Source organism: Pseudomonas sp. PA27(2017) (assembly GCF_001945445.1).
Classification (GTDB): domain Bacteria; phylum Pseudomonadota; class Gammaproteobacteria; order Pseudomonadales; family Pseudomonadaceae; genus Aquipseudomonas.
This window is the reverse complement of record NZ_MSXW01000038.1, coordinates 191,960-208,705: the sequence shown is the minus strand read 5'-3', so window position 1 is coordinate 208,705 and position 16,746 is coordinate 191,960. Positions and strand designations below refer to the sequence as shown.

Genomic DNA, 16,746 nt, shown 5'->3' with positions numbered 1-16,746 from the left:
CTCTCTGGCATCAGGGCGAGGTCTGGCATGGCTGTTGGAAAACGATGGCAAGCCGTCGATGGTCTCACAGCTCGCCCGGGAATGGCAGCACTGCGGCCACTCAGGCGCGTTCGGCTGACGTCTCGGTCTTGAGGGCGCCGCGAATGTTCATCGCCCCCAGGCACAGTTGCAGCACGATCAGCGCATAGGCGTGGCTGTAGAGGCCCCAGGCGATCCACAGCAGGTTACTGGCCATGAATACCCAGAAGCCCAGGTTGCGGCGGCGGCGCTGCTTGGAGGCGACCAGCCAGGCGGCGATGACGGTGATCAGCATGGCTGGCCATTGCAGCCAGTCGAGGTACTCCATAAGGCATCCTGAAACTGGAAGTGACTTCAGTAGCGACCGGCACCCTGACGCGGACGTTCGACCTTTCAGACCGGATTGCTTTCGCGCTGCGCTTTGTCGGCGTACATCTCGGTGTCGGCCATGCGCAGCAACTCGCTGGCGGTGCTGCCGTCCTCCGGCGCGATGGCGATACCGATGCTGATGCCTACCTGCAAGCTCTGCCCATTGAAGGCGATAGGTTCACCCAGCTCGTCCTCGATGCGTTGCCCCAGGCGAATGGCCGCGGCCCTGTCGAGCCCGGGTAGGAGCGCGGCGAACTCGTCGCCGCCCAGGCGCGCCGGCATGTCGATGCTGCGCAGCAGGCCGCGCAGGCGGCGGGCGCTGACCTTGAGCACCTCGTCGCCGGCGGCGTGACCGTAGCGATCGTTGATCTGCTTGAAATGATCCAGGTCGATCATCATCAGTGCGAAGGATGCCGAGCGGCCTTTGGCCAGGGCGCTGGCGACGCTGTGGTCGAACACCCGGCGGTTCGGCAGTTCGGTCAGCGGATCCTGGTGGGCCAGGGTGTTGAGAGGCCGCAACAGGTGCCGGCCGATCAGCACCACCACCAGTGCCGAGAGCCCCAGGCTGGCCAGCAGCAGGTAGCGCTGGAAGCGCTCGATGCGCTCGTAAGCGGCCATGTTCTGGCTCAGCGACTTGCCGGCGATCAGTAGTACCTCGCTGGCCTCCTGGGCGTTGAAGTTGCTCAGCGCTACCGAGCGCATCAGGTATTCGTCGTGCTCATCCTGCAGCGTCCATTCGGCACCGTCGACCAATGCCGCCGGGTTGCCCAGCAAGCGTTCGAAACTGCTGCTCAGGGTATTGCCGTGCAACTGCCAGGCACCATTCTGGCCCCGGGACAGGAACACGAAGTCGGTGTCGGTGACCTGCTTGAGGGCTTCGGCGAGTTCATCATCGATGGCGAAACCGAGAGTCAGCTCGGCCTGGGGGGTGGGCATGCTCACCACGCTGTGGATGAGCTGGTAGAGCACACCGCTCTGGCTGCGCAGCAGGCTCACCGGTTGGGCATCAGGCCTGGCGGACTGGGCGGCCGCCTTGAGCAGCGGCGCGATATCGGTTTGCTGCAGCTCCCTGGGCACGCTGGCGATCAACTGGCGGTCGAGGGTGTTGAGCAGTGCGAGGTCGGCCTTCAGCCGCCTGCCATGATTGCCCAGCATGGATTCGATGGTCGAGCGCTCGCCCGTGGCGATGGCCTCCTTGAGGCCGTAGTCGGCAGCCAGTACAGCAGCGCCCTGGGCCAGTTGCCGCTGGCGCAGTTCGAGCAGCTCGTCGACCACCTGGGTGGTGGTCTGCAGGCTGCTGCTGATGGTTTCCTCGACGATGCTGCGGTTGGTGCGTGTACTGACCAGGTAGATCACCACCTGTACGCTCAGCAGCGCCACGAGCAGCACTTTGATGATGCGTCGCTCCTGGGTCTTGATGTGCCGGCTGCTTCTCATCGAGGTTCCAAATCGTTCTTTGTCATCGAGTGTAGAGCAGCGATCGGCCGGCAAGTGCCGGCTGATCAGGGCGTGCGCTTGAAGATGCGCTCCGAGAACAGCAATTGGGCGAGTAGCGGATAGGCGAGGTAATGCAGGATGAAGATCACTATGCCCATGGGGCTGGGCTCGTCCTGCAGAGTCATCATGGTCAGCAGCCCGGCGTACAGCAGCGCTAGCATGCCGCCGTACAGCCACACCAGGCGGCGTCGCTCACCACGCGTGGGCGGGCGGCGTTGCTGCCAGGCGAACAGCAACGCCATCAGTGCCGCGATGCTGGCAGCGATCACCAGAGTGGCCAGCACACCGCCGAGTTTGACGAAGCTGCGCAGCAGCACGTTGAGCAGCACGGCCGCCACCACGCCGATGATGGCGTAGCGCAGCATGGCGACAGGCTGATGGGAAGGCGGCATGGCGACAGGGCTCAACGATGGCGATGAAGCTTGGAGTCTCGCCCGTGACGCCAGGTTCTACAAGCGGCGATCCAGGCCGAAGCGGCGGCTCAGCACGCGGTCGAGCAGGGCGCCGGGCAACAGTGCCGAAAGCAGCGGCAAGGCCCGGCTGCCGTTGCCCAGGCGCAGCACCCGGGGGCGCTTGGGGCTGGCTACGGCGGCGAACACGTTGCGTGCGACGTGGCTGGCTGGGGTCGGGTTGTCCTGGGAGGCGATGGCGCGGGCGCGGATGCCGTCACGCATTGGCCACCATGGCGAATGCTCGCCGATCAATTGCTCGGCCTGGCGGCTGGCGTGGGTGCCGAAGCTGGATTCGATGGCGCCCGGCTGCACCTCCATCACGCCGACGCCAAATGGCGCGAGCTCCAGGCGCAGGGCGTCGCTGACGGCATGCACCGCGGCCTTGGAGGCGCAGTAGGCGCCCGCGAAGGGTGTCACCAGCACCGCTGATACGCTGCCGATATTGATCACCAGGCCCTTGTTCTGGCGCAGCAGCGGGAACAGCGCACGGGTCACGTTGACCAGGGAGAACACGTTGGTCTCGAACTGCTTGCGCATCGCCGTGGCGCCGCCATCGAGCAGCGGGCCCATGGCGCCGTAACCGGCATTGTTGATCAGCACGTCGAGCCCGCCGATGCGTTCCTTGAGTGTGGCGGCCAGCTGTTCGACGGCGCTGGCGTCATTCACGTCCAGTTGCACGGCATGGAACCCGGCTTCGCTCAGGCGTGCCACGTCTTCGCTTTTGCGGGCGCTTGCCCAGACCTGATAACCCTGTTGCGCGAAGGTGTCGGCCAGTGCCCGGCCGATGCCACTGGAGCAGCCGGTGATCAGAACCGTAGGGTGGCTCATGGATAATCCTTGTGATTGTTGTTGTGTGGATCGTGAAACAGCGCCTAGCGACTGAAGGTGCCTTGCAGCTGCTCGGCGCGGAATTCCAGGGTGCTGGCGCGATAGCCGCTACGCAGGGTAGGCAGGGGCAGGCAGGTTTGCCAGTCGGCACCGGGCAACAATTCACCGGGGCCGCTGTAGCGAGGTGGTTCGTACAGGCGCTGCGCCAGATTGACGCTGTCGCCCGGCCGGTAGGCGGTGATCTGCCAGCGCAACTCCTGAAGAGCAGCCTCGCTGCCGTTGTGCAGGTGCAGGCTCAACGGACGATCGGCCGGGCAGCTCTGCGGGGCGTGGGTAAGGCGCAGTTCCAGGTGAGCCAGGTCGCGGTTCTCGCGGCTTTCCTGCCACAGCACCCAGCTCGTCACCAGGCCCAGCCCGGCCAGTGCGGCCAAGGAAATGGGCAGGGCCTTGGCCGGGTAGCGGATCAGCAGGATGAACCAGCTGAGAACCAGAATCGCGCCGAAAATCATGACTGGACCTTGAATGTCGAGTGTCCGCCAATCCTACACAAGGCCGATGGGCTCGGCACCCGCCCAGGGATTGGTGGATGTTTCGCCAACGTCCGTTTCTCGCCACGAAGCAGCTCATGATGAAGCGCCGGAGTCCTCACTCCGGCGCGTGATCGCGCAGGAACACCAGCTTGTCGGCGTTCGAATCCTTTGCCGAGAAGCGGTAGCCCTGGTCGTCGAAATCCTTGAGGTGTTGCGGGTCCGTCACTCGCTCGCGGATCACATGGCGGGCCATCAGGCCGCGGGCCTTCTTGGCGTAGAAGCTGATGATCTTGTACTGGCCGTTCTTCAGGTCCTTGAATTCGGTGTCGATGATTCGCGCCTTCAGCACCTTGCGCTTGACCGCCCCGAAGTATTCGTTGGATGCCAGGTTGAGCAGCACGTCGTCGCCCTGGGCGACCAGCGCCTGATTCAGCCACTCGCTGATGTGCTCGCCCCAGAACGCGTAGAGGTCTTTGCCGCGGGCGTTGGCCAGCTTGGTACCCATCTCCAGGCGATAGGGCATCATCAGATCCAGCGGGCGCAGCAGCCCATACAGGCCGGAGAGCATGCGCAAGTGCTGCTGGGCGAAATCGAAGTCGGCCTCGGTGAAGCTCTCCGCGTCCAGCCCGGTGTACACGTCGCCCTTGAAGGCCAGCAGCGCCTGCTTGGCGTTCTGCGTGTCGAAGGCCGGCGTCCAGCTGCCAAAGCGCGCGGCGTTGAGCCCGGCCAGTTTGTCGGACAAGTGCATCAGCTCGGCGATCTGCGCAGGCGTGAAGTCGCGCAACTGGGCGACCAGCTCTTGGGAATGATCGAGAAATTCGGGCTGGGTGAAGCGCGCGGTCACCGGTGCGCTTTCGTAGTCCAGGGTCTTGGCAGGTGAAATCACCATCAGCATGAGTCGTCTCCTTCGGCGGAGCGGCGATTCTAGCCGATTCGGCAGGGCCCGCGTGTTGCGCGGCAGGGGGCTGGACTCATGACTCTAGTGCCCGGCGGGCGCTGCTGCCAAGGTCATTCGTCCAACCGACAAATAAAAATAAAAAAACTGAAAAGATCATTTGCCTGTCACATTTTTTGGAGTATCAACGAACTGTGGTTTGCGACGAGCCGGGCATGATGGCCGGCCCGTGCAGACCACGCCTTGAAAGACCGCCGAACCCTGCAGACAGGTGGCGGCCCTCGGCCCTCATCCGTTTGCGGCGCTCCTGATCGGGAGTCGGTGGTCCTGTGTGGCGGAGCGCCGTCCTGGCATTCCGTCGCTGGATCCGACAAGAGGTGACGAGTATGGATGACCACGGACGCATCAAGCCCACCGCCCCAACCTTGTACGCCCTCGACACCAATGTCCTGATTCACGATCCCAATGCGCTGCTCAATTTCCAGGAACACCACGTTGCCATCCCGATGACGGTGCTGGAGGAACTCGACAAGCTGAAAACCGGCAAGCAGGGCGTCGCCGCCGAATGTCGGCAAGCCATCCGCCTGATCGACAAGATTCTCGATGGCGCTACCCCCGAGGAGGTCGAGCACGGGGTGCCGATCCAGCGGGACAAGAGCGGCCCCTGCGGTTTTCTGTCGATTCTCATGAGCAAGAGTGCGGCGCCGGTCACCTGGCTGCCGGAAGACCTCAACGACAACAAGATCATCAACCAGCTTGTGGAGCTGAAGTCGCGACGCCCGGGAATGTCCGTCGTGCTGGTGACCAAGGACATCAACATGCGCCTGAAGGCGCGTGGCTGCGGGCTGGATTCCGAGGATTATCACACTGACCAGTTGGTCGACGACATCTCGCTGCTTTCCAAGGGTTACCACGACGTCGAAGGTGCCTTCTGGGACCGCGTCGCCAAGGTCGATACCCGCCAGGGCCATGGGCGTACCTGGCACCGCGTGCAGCTCAGCGAGGACTTGCCGGCGGTCAACGTCAACGAATTCATCATCGATGAGCAGGGCTTCGTCGGCTGGGTCAAGGAGGTCGAAGGCAACGAACTGCTGATTCTCGATCTGCACCAGGAGCCGCTGCTGCACCAGGAAGCCTGGGGGCTCAAACCAAGGGACATCCACCAGGCGCTGGCGCTCTACGCGCTGCTCGACCCGGACATTCATCTGGTCAACCTGACCGGCGCCGCCGGCTCGGGCAAGACCATTCTGGCGCTGGCGGCGGCCATCGAGCAAACCATGGTCAGCAAGCGCTACCGGCGCATCATCGCCACCCGTTCGGTACAGGGCCTGGACCAGGAAATCGGCTTTCTGCCCGGTACCGAGGCCGAGAAGATGGAGCCCTGGCTGGGCGCCATCACCGACAACCTCGAAGCCCTGCACATGGATGACGAGAACACCCATGGCAGCGTCGACTACATCCTGCAAAAGGTGCCCCTGCAGTTCAAATCCCTGAACTACATTCGCGGGCGCAGCTTCCAGCAGAGCCTGATCCTGATCGACGAATGCCAGAACCTTACCCCGCACCAGATGAAGACCATCATCACCCGTGCCGGCAATGGCTCCAAGGTGATCTGCCTGGGCAACCTGGCGCAGATCGATACGCCGTACCTTTCGGCGCCCAGTTCGGGGCTGACCTACCTCACCGAGCGCTTCAAGGGCTTCGAGCACGGTGTGCACATCACCCTGCAGGGCGTGCCGCGCTCGATCCTCGCCGAGTACGCCGAAAGCCACATGTAACCCCTCGCCCCGGAGCCGCCTGGCGGCTCCGGGCATTCATTGCGGCGCCCATGGTTTGCAGGGGCCGGTGCGGGGCCTACAATCGCCAGGTTTTCTACTTGGAGATTGCCCGTGCTGACCCATCTCGACTCCCAGGGGCGCGCCAATATGGTCGACGTCAGTGACAAGGCGCAGACCGTGCGTGAAGCCGTGGCCGAGGCCCGGGTGCGCATGCTGCCCACCACGCTGCAGATGATCGTCGACGGTGAGCACCCCAAGGGCGATGTCTTCGCCGTGGCGCGTATCGCCGGCATCCAGGCCGCGAAAAAGACGTCCGATCTGATTCCGTTGTGTCATCCGCTGATGCTCACCAGCGTCAAGGTCGAGCTGCGGGCCGATGGCGACGACGCCGTACTGATCCGCGCGCGCTGCAAACTCACCGGCCAGACCGGCGTGGAGATGGAAGCGCTGACCGCCGCCAGTGTCGCGGCGCTGACCATCTATGACATGTGCAAGGCGGTGGATCGCGGCATGATCATCGAGCAGGTGCGCCTGCTGGAAAAACTCGGTGGCAAGAGCGGCCACTTCCTGGCAGGCGAGGGCGAGCGATGATCCGCGTGCAGTATTTCGCCCGTTATCGCGAAACCCTGGGGCTGGATGCCGAGGAGCTACCGAGCGATTTCGCGACCCTCGATGAATTGCGCCTGCACCTGCTGGCCCGCGGCGGCGCCTGGGAGGTGCTCGCCGAGCGCGGCCTGATGTGCGCCCGCAACGAAGAACTCTGCGCGTTGAGTGAGGCGCTGGTCGACGGGGATGCAGTGGCGTTCTTCCCCACGGTCACCGGAGGCTGAGATGGCAGTTCGCGTCCAGCAGGCCGTTTTCGATCCCGGCTTGGAAACCAACGCCGTGCATGCCGCCAACACCGGCGTCGGCGCCGTGGTGTGCTTCGTCGGCTACGTGCGTGATTTCAATGACGGCCAGGACGTGGCCGGCATGTTTCTCGAGCATTTCCCCGGTATGACCGAAAAGGCCTTGGCTGGCATCGAGAGCCAGGCCCGCGAGCGCTGGCCATTGTTGGGCGTCGAGGTGATCCACCGCGTCGGGCGGCTGGAGCCGGGCGAGCCGATCGTCTTTGTTGGCGTGGCCAGCGCCCACCGCCAGGCGGCCTTTCAGGCCTGCGAGTTCATCATGGACTACCTGAAAACCCGCGCGCCGTTCTGGAAGAAGGAAGACACCCCCAGCGGCCCGCGCTGGGTCGAGGGGCGCGACAGCGATCAGGTCTCCGCTCGGCGCTGGCAGGCCGACAGCTGAAAGGCGTTTCAGCCGAACTCGATGAATACCTTGAAGAACAGCGGGGCGAACATCGACAGCGCGCCCAGCCCGGTCAGCCAGATGCCCCATTCCTGTTCGCGGTTGTTGAAGCCGATGCCCAGCAGCAGAAAGCCGCTGATCAGCAGCACGATCATGATGTGGAAAGCGTCCATGGCGAAGCCTCCTCGCAAGTGTCGCGTGCCATGAGCTGCGCCGCTACCTTGGTTGCAATGCAGCGCTGGCCTACACCTTGAGCGTAGTCCAGTGGCGGGGCGCCGAGGCTGATCCAGGGCAATTCGCGGGATCAATAATGGCCTCGCGAGCAGCCTGCGGATAACGGCGAAAACACTGCGCGTCGGCCGGTCTGCCGATTTTGGTCGCGATCGCGGCCGGGCGTGATTAAAATCGCCGCCTGAATTCTCCTGCTACCCAAGGATCCTGTTATGCCCCGTATCGGAACCCCCCTGTCGCCCAGCGCGACCCGTGTGTTGCTGTGTGGCTCGGGCGAGCTCGGCAAGGAAGTGGTCATCGAACTGCAGCGCCTCGGTGTGGAAGTGATCGCCGTCGATCGCTACGCCAACGCACCGGCCATGCAGGTGGCGCATCGCAGCCACGTGATCAACATGCTCGATGGCGCGGCGCTGCGTGCCGTGATCGAGCAGGAGAAACCGCATTACATCGTGCCGGAGATCGAAGCGATCGCCACCGCCACGCTGGTGGAGCTGGAAAACGAAGGCTACACCGTGATCCCCAGCGCTCGCGCCGCGCAGCTGACCATGAACCGTGAAGGCATTCGTCGCCTGGCCGCCGAAGAACTCGGCCTGCCGACCTCGCCCTACAAGTTCGCCGACTCCTTCGAAGAGTTCCAGGCGGCGGTGGGCACCATCGGCTTTCCGTGCGTGGTCAAGCCGATCATGAGTTCGTCGGGCAAGGGCCAGTCGGTGCTCAAGAGCGCCGATGACGTGCAGAAAGCCTGGGACTACGCCCAGGCGGGTGGCCGTGCTGGCAAGGGTCGGGTGATCGTCGAGGGTTTCATCGACTTCGACTACGAAATCACCCTGCTGACCGTGCGCCACGTTGGTGGCACCACCTTCTGCGCGCCGGTCGGTCATCGCCAGGAGAAGGGCGACTATCAGGAGTCCTGGCAGCCCCAGGCGATGAGTGAGGCCGCTCGCGCCGAGGCCGAGCGTATCGCCCTGGCCGTTACCGGCTCGCTCGGTGGTCGTGGTCTGTTCGGCGTCGAGTTGTTCGTCAAGGGCGATCAGGTGTGGTTCTGCGAAATCTCGCCGCGCCCGCACGACACCGGCCTGGTAACCCTGATCTCTCAGGATCTGTCCGAGTTCGCCCTGCATGCACGGGCCATTCTCGGCCTGCCGATCCCGGCGATCCGCCAATTCGGCCCGTCCGCCTCGGCGGTGATTCTGGTCGAGGGCGAGTCCAGGCAGGTCAGTTTCGGCAGCCTCGGCGCCGCGCTCACCGAGCCGGATACCGCCCTGCGCCTGTTCGGCAAGCCGGAGGTCAGCGGTCAGCGCCGCATGGGCGTTGCTCTGGCGCGCGACGAGTCGCTGGAAGCAGCCCGCGCCAAGGCGCTGCGGTCGGCACAGGCGGTCAAGGTCGAGCTGTAACGCTTCGATTCCTGTTCACTGGCGCAACGGCCGCAATGTGGCGGTAGCGGCCGTTATTCGATCCACTGTAGCCGCGACCTCGCGGCGATTCGCTCAGGCACCGCCGAAATAGGCAGTCAGGCTGCAATCGTTTCGCCCCGAGGTCGGGGCTCCCACAGGTTGGTTTGAGTGGCTGCTCATGCCTTCTTCCCGTCAACCCGTGAAAGGTGAGCTCTCAGTTACGGGCGCCCGCGAACAGCTTCTCGGCACCAGCGGCATCTTGCCTCTGATCATGCTTCAGTGCTGCTGCGCTTCCCAGGCCCGAACTTCCAGCACGCGGCTACCGCTGGCCTGGAGGATCTCCAGCCGGTAGCGGCCTACCTGCAAACACACTGCGCAGTCCGGAATGTTCTCCAGCACTTCGGTCACCAGGCCGTTGACCGTCTTCGGTCCGTCGACCGGCAACCGCCAGCCCAGTGCCCGGTTCACCTCGCGCAGATAGGCGCTGCCCTGGATCGACCAGGTGCCGTCGCCCATTGCGTGAAACTCACGAGGATGGGCGGTTTCCACCGAGCTCAGGTCGCCGACGATCTCTTCGAGGATGTCTTCCAAGGTAACGATGCCCATGGCCTCGCCATACTCGTCGATCACCACGGCCGTGCGGTACTTGTGCTGCTGGAAACTCACCAACTGGTTTGCCAGCGTGGTGCCTTGCGGCACGAAGTACGCCGAGTCGCACGCTTGCAATACCGCCGCTTCGTCCAGCTCGCTGCGCCCGGCCAGGCGGCGCATGTGCAGGATGCCTTCGGTCTGGTTGAGGCCGTTGCGGTACACCGGCAGGCGGGTGTGCGAGGCCGCGCGTACCTGTTCGAGCAGCGGCGTGCTGCCCGACAGGTCGATGCCGTTGATCTCGTGGCGCGGAATCATCACGTCCTCGACGCTGACCTTGTCCAACTCCAGCACGCCCAGCAGCATCGCGCGTCGCTCGGCGGGCAGCGGCAGGTCGTCGGCCTGCAGCGCGTCGCGCAGCTCGGTGAGGCTCGGCGCATCATCGGGTTCGGTACTCTGGTCCGTTTTGCCAATGCGCCGGCGCAGCCCCTGACCGATGGTCATCAGCAGTCGGGTGAGCGGAGCCAGCGCCAGGCTGACCAGGGTCAGCGGATAGCTTGCCGGGTAGGCGAACAGCGGCGGCGGCAGGATGGCCAGCAGGCGACCGAACGGATGGGCCAGCATCAGCACGGCCAGCGTCAGGATGAACGGCGATGGCGCCAGGTTGCCGGGCGCGCCGTGGCGCAAGGCCAGCAAGGTGGCGGCCACCGAGGCGGCCATGGTGCTGCAGATGGTGCCGATGCGCAGGGTGGCCGACAGCCGCTGTGGCTGGTCGAGCAGGGCGATCAGCCGAGCGGCGGCGCAATGGCCCTGACGCGCCCGGTAGCGCAGCCGATAGCGGTTGAGGCCGAACAGCACGGTGCGCGCGCAGATGAAGAAGGTCGCGCAGCCCAGCAGGGTCAGCAGCAGGGCCAGCTGGAAAAGCGGTGAGGGCGTGTCCACGGCTCAGATGTGCAGGATGAATTCACGAACCAGCTTGCTGCCGAAGAAGGCCAGCATCAGCAGGCAGAACCCGGCCAGCGTCCAGCGGATCGCCTTGTGACCGCGCCAGCCGAGTTGGTGGCGGCCCCACAGCAACACGGCGAACACCACCCAGGCGAAGCACGACAGGATGGTCTTGTGCACCAGGTGCTGGGTGAACAGATTGTCGATGAATACTGCGCCGGACAACAGCGACAGCGACAGCAGCGCCCAGCCGCTCCACAGGAAGCCGAACAGCAGGCTTTCCATGGTTTGCAGCGGCGGGAAGTTGCGGATCAGTCCGGAGGGATGCTTGTGCTTGAGCTGGTGATCCTGCACCAGCAGCAGCAGTGACTGGAACATGGCGATGGTCAGCATGCCGTAGGCGGCGATAGACAACAGGATATGGGCGAGAATGCCGGGGCCTTCCTCTATCGGCTGGCTGGTGCCGCTGGGCATGAACTGCGCGCACAGCACCGTCAGCCCGCCGAGCGGAAACAGAAACAGCAGCAGGTTGTGCACCGGCATGCGCTGGCAGGCCAGCAGGATCAGCGCGATTACCGTGAAAGCGATCAGGCTGGCGGTGTTGAAGAAGTCCAGGTTCAGCCCGGTGCTGCCACGCATCTGCATGAACAGGCTGCCGCCGTGGAACAATAGGGCGATAAAGCCTGCCAGCAGCAACACCGGTTGGCTGGGCGTGCTGCGGCGGGCCAGATGCAGGCCTTGATAGCTGGCGGCGCCAAAATAGAGGATGGCGGCGGCGAGGCTGGGCAACAGAGGGTGCATAGATCCTGGATACGCGGGCTCAAAGGCGCTGAGTGTGGCACACAACCGTTGTCGCAAAAAGACTGCAAGCGGTATCCGCTCTCACTAGGGTCTGTTGACGGTTCACGCACGGCCGCGCCGGCGCCCGTTTTTTCGCGAGGCAAGGCACGAGCCGCGAAGTTTAGCTGGCTAAATGAGCCGGCGAGAAACGCTGCATCGCGAAAAAACGGGCCCGGCCCTGCGGGTTGCGCGAGAAATCTCGCCATGCGTCGTTGGAGGACTTGGCAAGGGAATGACCATTCCCTGCGTCCTCCGCCTAGCCTGGCGAGATTTCTCGCGGCAACGCGGCTCGCGTTGAACCGTCAACAGACCCTGGGTCGCAGCGGCGCCGACAAAGAAGCCTCGAAAGCGTCGCGGTCTTCGTTATAATCCGCCGTTTGCTGCCAGCCCATCCCGGCCAGACGGCCCGAAAGGAACGCGCATGTTCGAAAACTTAACCGATCGCCTCTCGCAGACTCTGCGCAGCGTCACTGGCAAGGCCAAGCTGACCGAGGACAACATCAAGGACACCCTGCGCGAAGTGCGCATGGCGTTGCTCGAGGCCGACGTGGCGCTGCCCGTGGTCAAGGATTTCGTCGCCCGCGTCAAGGATCGCGCGGTCGGCACCGAGGTGTCCAAGAGCCTGACCCCGGGCCAGGCGTTCGTGAAGATCGTGCGTCTGGAGCTGGAAAGCCTCATGGGCGCCGCCAACGAAGACCTCGACCTGAGCACCACGCCGCCGGCGGTGGTGTTGATGGCTGGTCTGCAGGGTGCCGGTAAGACCACCACCGTGGGCAAGCTGGCGCGCCTGCTCAAGGAGCGCAAGAAGAAGAGCGTGATGGTGGTCTCCGCGGACGTCTACCGTCCGGCGGCGATCAAGCAGCTGGAAACCCTGGCGAGCGACATCGGCGTGACCTTCTTCCCGTCCGATATCACCCAGAAACCGGTGGCCATCGCCGAAGCGGCGATCCGCGAAGCCAAGCTCAAGTACATCGACGTGGTGCTGGTCGATACTGCCGGTCGCCTGGCCGTCGATGCCGAGATGATGGCCGAGATCCAGGCGCTGCACGCTGCGGTGAAGCCGGTGGAAACCCTGTTCGTGGTCGACGCCATGACCGGTCAGGACGCCGCCAACACCGCCAAGGCCTTCAACGATGCGCTGCCGCTCACTGGCGTGGTGCTCACCAAGGTCGACGGCGATGCCCGTGGCGGTGCCGCGCTGTCGGTGCGCGCCATCACCGGCAAGCCGATCAAGTTCATCGGTATGGGCGAGAAGAGCGAAGCGCTCGAGCCCTTCCACCCCGAGCGAATCGCCTCGCGCATTCTCGGCATGGGCGACGTGCTCAGCCTGATCGAGCAGGCCGAGCAGACCCTCGATCGCGAGAAGGCCGAGAAGCTCACCAAGAAGCTCAAGAAGGGCAAGGGTTTCGACCTCGAGGACTTCCGCGACCAGCTCGTGCAGATGAAGAGCATGGGCGGCCTCGGCGGCCTGATGGACAAGCTGCCGCAGATGGGGGGCGTCAATCTCGCGCAGATGGGCAATGCCCAGGGCGCCGCGGAAAAGCAGTTCAAGCAGATGGAGGCGATCATCAACTCGATGACGCCTGCCGAGCGCCGCGACCCCGATATCATCAGCGGCTCGCGCAAGCGCCGTATCGCCATGGGTTCTGGCACCCAGGTGCAGGACATCGGCCGGCTGATCAAACAGCACAAGCAGATGCAGAAGATGATGAAGAAATTCAGTGCCAAAGGTGGCATGGCCAAGATGATGCGCGGCATGGGCAACATGATGCCGGGCGGCGGCATGCCGAAGTTCTGATGGCTCTGGCAGGCCGCCTGGCGGCCTGTGGAAAAAGAGATTTGCAAACAGCCGCATAATCCTTAGAATATGCGGCCTTTCGGGCCTAGGCCCATTTTTGATGTGTGCCTCAAGTTAGCACCGACTACAGGAACGATGTTCACATGGTAACTATTCGTCTCGCTCGTGGCGGCTCCAAAAAGCGCCCCTTCTACCACCTCACCGTGACCAACAGCCGCAATGCGCGCGACGGTCGCTTCGTAGAGCGCATCGGTTTCTTCAACCCGATCGCCTCGGGTGCTGAAGTCAAGCTGTCCGTGAATCAAGAGCGCGCCACTTACTGGCTGAGCCAGGGTGCCCAGCCGTCTGAGCGTGTTGCTCAGCTGCTGAAAGAAGCTGCCAAGGCTGCTGCCTAAGCACTTCTATGAGCACGACGCCGGCCCCCGCCGAGGATCTTCTGGTTCTTGGCAAGATCGTTTCGGTGCATGGCGTCAAGGGTGAGATAAAGGTGTATTCCTTTACCGATCCGCTGGATAACGTGCTCGATTACCCTCGCTGGACGCTACGGCGCGACGGTGAGGTGAAACAGGTTGAACTGGCTGGTGGACGCTTGCAGGGCAAGGTTCTGGTCGCCAGGCTGAAAGGGCTCGATGATCGTGAAGTGGCGCGTACCTACGCGGGCTTCGAGATCTGCGTTCCTCGCAGCCAGCTGCCGGAGCTCGATGACGGCGAGTTCTACTGGTATCAGCTGGAAGGTCTGAAGGTTATCGATCAGGCAGGGCAACTGCTCGGCAAGGTCGATCATCTGTTCGAGACCGGTGCCAATGACGTGATGGTGGTCAAGCCCTGCGCTGACAGCCTCGATGATCGTGAGCGTCTGTTGCCTTATACGCAGCAGTGCGTGTTGTCGATCAGCCTCGAGGCTGGCGAGATGCGGGTCGATTGGGATGCGGATTTCTGACGCCATGGCGAGCCTGCGCGTCGATGTCATTACGCTTTTCCCTGAGATGTTCGCCGCCATCGGCGATTACGGCATCACCAGTCGTGCGGTGAGGCAGGAGCTGTTGCAGCTGACCTGCTGGAACCCACGCAGTTACACCACGGATCGTCATCACACGGTTGACGACCGCCCCTTCGGTGGTGGTCCCGGCATGGTGATGAAGATCAAGCCGCTGGAAGATGCTCTGGCCGATGCCAGGCAGGCCAGCGACGTTGCGGCGAAGGTGATCTACCTGTCGCCGCAGGGCCGCCCGCTGACGCAGGCGGCGGTACGCGAGCTGGCGAAGGAGGAGCGTTTGATCCTCATTGCCGGCCGCTACGAAGGCGTCGACGAGCGTTTCATCGAAACGCACGTCGACGAGGAATGGTCGATCGGCGACTACGTCCTGTCTGGCGGTGAGCTGCCAGCCATGGTGCTGATCGATGCGGTAACGCGCCTTTTGCCTGGTGCATTGGGTCATGCAGATTCGGCCGAGGAAGACTCCTTCACGGATGGCTTGCTCGACTGCCCGCACTACACCCGTCCGGAGGTGTATGCGGATAAGCGTGTTCCGGAGGTGCTGCTTGGCGGCAACCACGAACACATCCGGCGCTGGCGTTTGCAGCAGTCCCTGGGACGCACCTGGGAACGCCGTGTCGATCTTCTGGATAGCCGCTCGCTTTCTGGAGAAGAGAAGAAGCTGCTGGAGGAATACATCCGCCAGCGGGACGATAACTAATATCGATGGCCGGCCTGACGGCCCGTCTTAGGAGCGCAGCATGACCAACAAAATCATTCAGCAAATCGAAGCTGAGCAGATGAGCAAAGAGATCCCGACCTTTGCCCCGGGCGACACCGTAGTCGTTCAGGTGAAAGTGAAGGAAGGTGACCGTCAGCGTCTGCAGGCGTTCGAAGGTGTGGTAATCGCCAAGCGTAACCGTGGTCTGAACAGCGCCTTCACCGTGCGCAAGATCTCCAGCGGCGTAGGCGTTGAGCGTACTTTCCAGACCTACAGCCCGCTGGTCGACAGCCTGGCAGTCAAGCGTCGCGGCGACGTTCGCAAGGCCAAGCTGTACTACCTCCGCGACCTGTCCGGCAAGGCAGCGCGCATCAAGGAAAAACTGGTTTAATCCAGCTTTCCCCCTCGAAAAAAGCAGCCTCGGCTGCTTTTTTCGTTTCTGGCGTTTGGTGGGCTGGCAGCCGTTTCGCAAGCCACCTGTGGAGGCGGGCGGGGGCGCCTAGCCCATGCGCGCGAAATCGCGGGCACGAACTAGGCGTCCCCGCCCGCTGCCACAAAAGCAGTGCAGTATCTGCTTTTGATTGTGTTGATAATGAATTCTTTGCGTAGTGCAGATCTGACCCCATGTCCGCTGTCGACCATCCATTGATCGAGCGTTTCATCGAGGCTTTGTGGCTGGAGAAGGGCCTGTCCGCCCATACCCAGTCGGCCTATCGCAGCGATTTGGCGCTGCTCAACGGCTGGCTGCAGGCCCGTGACGTGGAACTGCAGGCGGTGGGGCGCGAGGTGTTGCTCGATCACCTGGCCTGGCGCATGAATGAGGGCTACAAGGCGCGCTCCACGGCGCGGCTGATCTCCGGCATGCGCGGCTTCTACCGCTTCCTGTTGCGCGAAGGGATCATCGATGCCGATCCCACGCTGCAGGTCGACATGCCGCAACTTGGCCGGCCGCTGCCCAAGTCGTTGTCCGAGGCGGATGTCGAGGCATTGCTGGCTGCGCCGGATCTGGGTGATCCCATTGGCCTGCGCGATCGCGCCATGCTCGAGGTGTTGTACGCCTGCGGGTTGCGGGTCAGCGAGCTGGTCGGGCTGACGCTCGAACAGGTCAATCTGCGCCAGGGCGTGCTGCGGGTGTTCGGCAAGGGCAGCAAGGAGCGCCTGGTGCCCATGGGCGAGGAAGCCATCGGTTGGGTCGAGCGCTATTGTCGCGAGGCGCGGCCCGCGCTGCTGGCTGGTCGTCCCGCGGACGTGCTGTTCCCTAGTCTGCGTGGTGAGCAGATGACCCGGCAAACCTTCTGGTACCGCATCAAGCATCAGGCCCAGGTGGCGGGCATCAGCAAGTCGCTGTCGCCGCACACCCTGCGCCATGCGTTCGCCACCCATTTGCTCAATCACGGCGCGGATTTGCGCGTAGTACAGATGCTGCTGGGCCACAGTGATCTGTCCACCACGCAGATCTACACCCATATCGCTCGCGCCCGCTTGCAGGCCCTGCATGCCCAGCACCATCCGCGTGGCTGAATCGGCTGTCGCCAGTTCGCGCTTTGCGTCTGCTGCCCGCAGCCTGGGGCCCTGGTTATGGTAGTCTCTGTCTTT

General features: G+C 63.6%; 20 protein-coding genes. 11 read left to right on the top strand and 9 right to left on the bottom strand.

The features are described from left to right. Positions 1–100: 100 nt before the first annotated feature. From BVH06_RS17680 to yaaA, 6 genes are all read right to left on the bottom strand, one after another. Complete coding sequence (locus tag BVH06_RS17680) at positions 101–346, bottom strand: hypothetical protein (RefSeq protein ID WP_075931729.1); 246 nt, start codon at positions 344–346, stop codon at positions 101–103. Positions 347–411: 65 nt separating this feature from the next. Continuing rightward, complete coding sequence (locus BVH06_RS17675; protein ID WP_075931728.1) at positions 412–1,824, bottom strand: diguanylate cyclase; 1,413 nt, start codon at positions 1,822–1,824, stop codon at positions 412–414. A gap of 65 nt (positions 1,825–1,889) precedes the next feature. Then, positions 1,890–2,276, bottom strand: coding sequence for an ABZJ_00895 family protein (locus BVH06_RS17670; RefSeq protein ID WP_075931727.1), 387 nt, complete (start codon positions 2,274–2,276; stop codon positions 1,890–1,892). Between the two features lie 57 nt (positions 2,277–2,333). After that, positions 2,334–3,164, bottom strand: a complete 831-nt coding sequence (locus BVH06_RS17665; RefSeq protein ID WP_075934938.1) for an SDR family oxidoreductase — start codon at positions 3,162–3,164, stop codon at positions 2,334–2,336. Between the two features lie 44 nt (positions 3,165–3,208). Next, a complete protein-coding gene (locus BVH06_RS17660) occupies positions 3,209–3,673 on the bottom strand; it encodes a multidrug transporter (protein WP_075934937.1) in 465 nt (154 codons plus the stop codon). A gap of 136 nt (positions 3,674–3,809) precedes the next feature. Continuing rightward, the gene (gene yaaA, locus BVH06_RS17655) at positions 3,810–4,589 is read right to left on the bottom strand and encodes a peroxide stress protein YaaA (protein WP_075934936.1); all 780 of its coding nucleotides are present in this window, start codon (positions 4,587–4,589) and stop codon (positions 3,810–3,812) included. 386 nt (positions 4,590–4,975) lie between these two features. Between yaaA and BVH06_RS17650 the strand changes: the two genes are divergently transcribed. The 4 genes from BVH06_RS17650 to moaE all read left to right on the top strand — a co-directional run bounded on the left by BVH06_RS17650 (position 4,976) and on the right by moaE (position 7,657). After that, positions 4,976–6,367: a PhoH family protein gene (locus BVH06_RS17650; RefSeq protein WP_027905963.1), complete on the top strand. Its 1,392-nt coding sequence runs from the start codon at positions 4,976–4,978 to the stop codon at positions 6,365–6,367. A 111-nt stretch (positions 6,368–6,478) separates the two neighbouring features. Then, a complete protein-coding gene (moaC, locus tag BVH06_RS17645; RefSeq protein ID WP_075931723.1) occupies positions 6,479–6,958 on the top strand; it encodes a cyclic pyranopterin monophosphate synthase MoaC in 480 nt (159 codons plus the stop codon). Next, positions 6,955–7,197, top strand: coding sequence for a MoaD/ThiS family protein (locus BVH06_RS17640; protein ID WP_075934935.1), 243 nt, complete (start codon positions 6,955–6,957; stop codon positions 7,195–7,197). Before moaC ends, BVH06_RS17640 begins: the two co-directional genes overlap by 4 nt. 1 nt (position 7,198) lies before the next feature. Next, a complete protein-coding gene (moaE, locus tag BVH06_RS17635) occupies positions 7,199–7,657 on the top strand; it encodes a molybdopterin synthase catalytic subunit MoaE (protein ID WP_075934934.1) in 459 nt (152 codons plus the stop codon). Between the two features lie 8 nt (positions 7,658–7,665). Here moaE and BVH06_RS25760 read toward each other — a convergent pair whose 3' ends face one another. Continuing rightward, positions 7,666–7,830 carry a hypothetical protein gene (locus BVH06_RS25760; protein WP_013790147.1) on the bottom strand — a complete coding sequence of 55 codons (165 nt, stop codon included), beginning with the start codon at positions 7,828–7,830 and terminating at the stop codon, positions 7,666–7,668. A gap of 270 nt (positions 7,831–8,100) precedes the next feature. Between BVH06_RS25760 and purT the strand changes: the two genes are divergently transcribed. Next, complete coding sequence (gene purT, locus BVH06_RS17630; RefSeq protein WP_075931720.1) at positions 8,101–9,282, top strand: formate-dependent phosphoribosylglycinamide formyltransferase; 1,182 nt, start codon at positions 8,101–8,103, stop codon at positions 9,280–9,282. A 276-nt stretch (positions 9,283–9,558) separates the two neighbouring features. Here the strand turns inward: purT and BVH06_RS17625 are convergent, their stop codons facing one another. Both BVH06_RS17625 and BVH06_RS17620 read right to left on the bottom strand, forming a co-directional pair. Next, the gene (locus tag BVH06_RS17625; protein WP_075934933.1) at positions 9,559–10,812 is read right to left on the bottom strand and encodes a CNNM domain-containing protein; all 1,254 of its coding nucleotides are present in this window, start codon (positions 10,810–10,812) and stop codon (positions 9,559–9,561) included. A 3-nt stretch (positions 10,813–10,815) separates the two neighbouring features. Then, a complete protein-coding gene (locus tag BVH06_RS17620; RefSeq protein WP_075931718.1) occupies positions 10,816–11,616 on the bottom strand; it encodes an inner membrane protein YpjD in 801 nt (266 codons plus the stop codon). Positions 11,617–12,076: 460 nt separating this feature from the next. Here BVH06_RS17620 and ffh point away from each other — a divergent pair, with 460 nt between their 5' ends. The 6 genes from ffh to xerD all read left to right on the top strand — a co-directional run bounded on the left by ffh (position 12,077) and on the right by xerD (position 16,671). Then, complete coding sequence (gene ffh, locus BVH06_RS17615) at positions 12,077–13,453, top strand: signal recognition particle protein (RefSeq protein WP_075931717.1); 1,377 nt, start codon at positions 12,077–12,079, stop codon at positions 13,451–13,453. A 143-nt stretch (positions 13,454–13,596) separates the two neighbouring features. Further along, entirely contained in the window at positions 13,597–13,848 is a 252-nt protein-coding gene (rpsP, locus tag BVH06_RS17610; protein WP_009403592.1) for a 30S ribosomal protein S16, read from the top strand. Positions 13,849–13,856: 8 nt separating this feature from the next. Then, on the top strand, positions 13,857–14,393 hold the full coding sequence (gene rimM / locus BVH06_RS17605; protein WP_075931716.1) for a ribosome maturation factor RimM: 537 nt from the start codon (positions 13,857–13,859) through the stop codon (positions 14,391–14,393). Positions 14,394–14,397: 4 nt separating this feature from the next. Beyond that, positions 14,398–15,150 carry a tRNA (guanosine(37)-N1)-methyltransferase TrmD gene (gene trmD / locus BVH06_RS17600; protein WP_075934932.1) on the top strand — a complete coding sequence of 251 codons (753 nt, stop codon included), beginning with the start codon at positions 14,398–14,400 and terminating at the stop codon, positions 15,148–15,150. Between the two features lie 40 nt (positions 15,151–15,190). After that, positions 15,191–15,541, top strand: coding sequence for a 50S ribosomal protein L19 (gene rplS, locus BVH06_RS17595; RefSeq protein ID WP_075931714.1), 351 nt, complete (start codon positions 15,191–15,193; stop codon positions 15,539–15,541). 233 nt (positions 15,542–15,774) lie between these two features. Continuing rightward, complete coding sequence (gene xerD, locus BVH06_RS17590) at positions 15,775–16,671, top strand: site-specific tyrosine recombinase XerD (RefSeq protein WP_075934931.1); 897 nt, start codon at positions 15,775–15,777, stop codon at positions 16,669–16,671. Positions 16,672–16,746 lie beyond the last annotated feature (75 nt).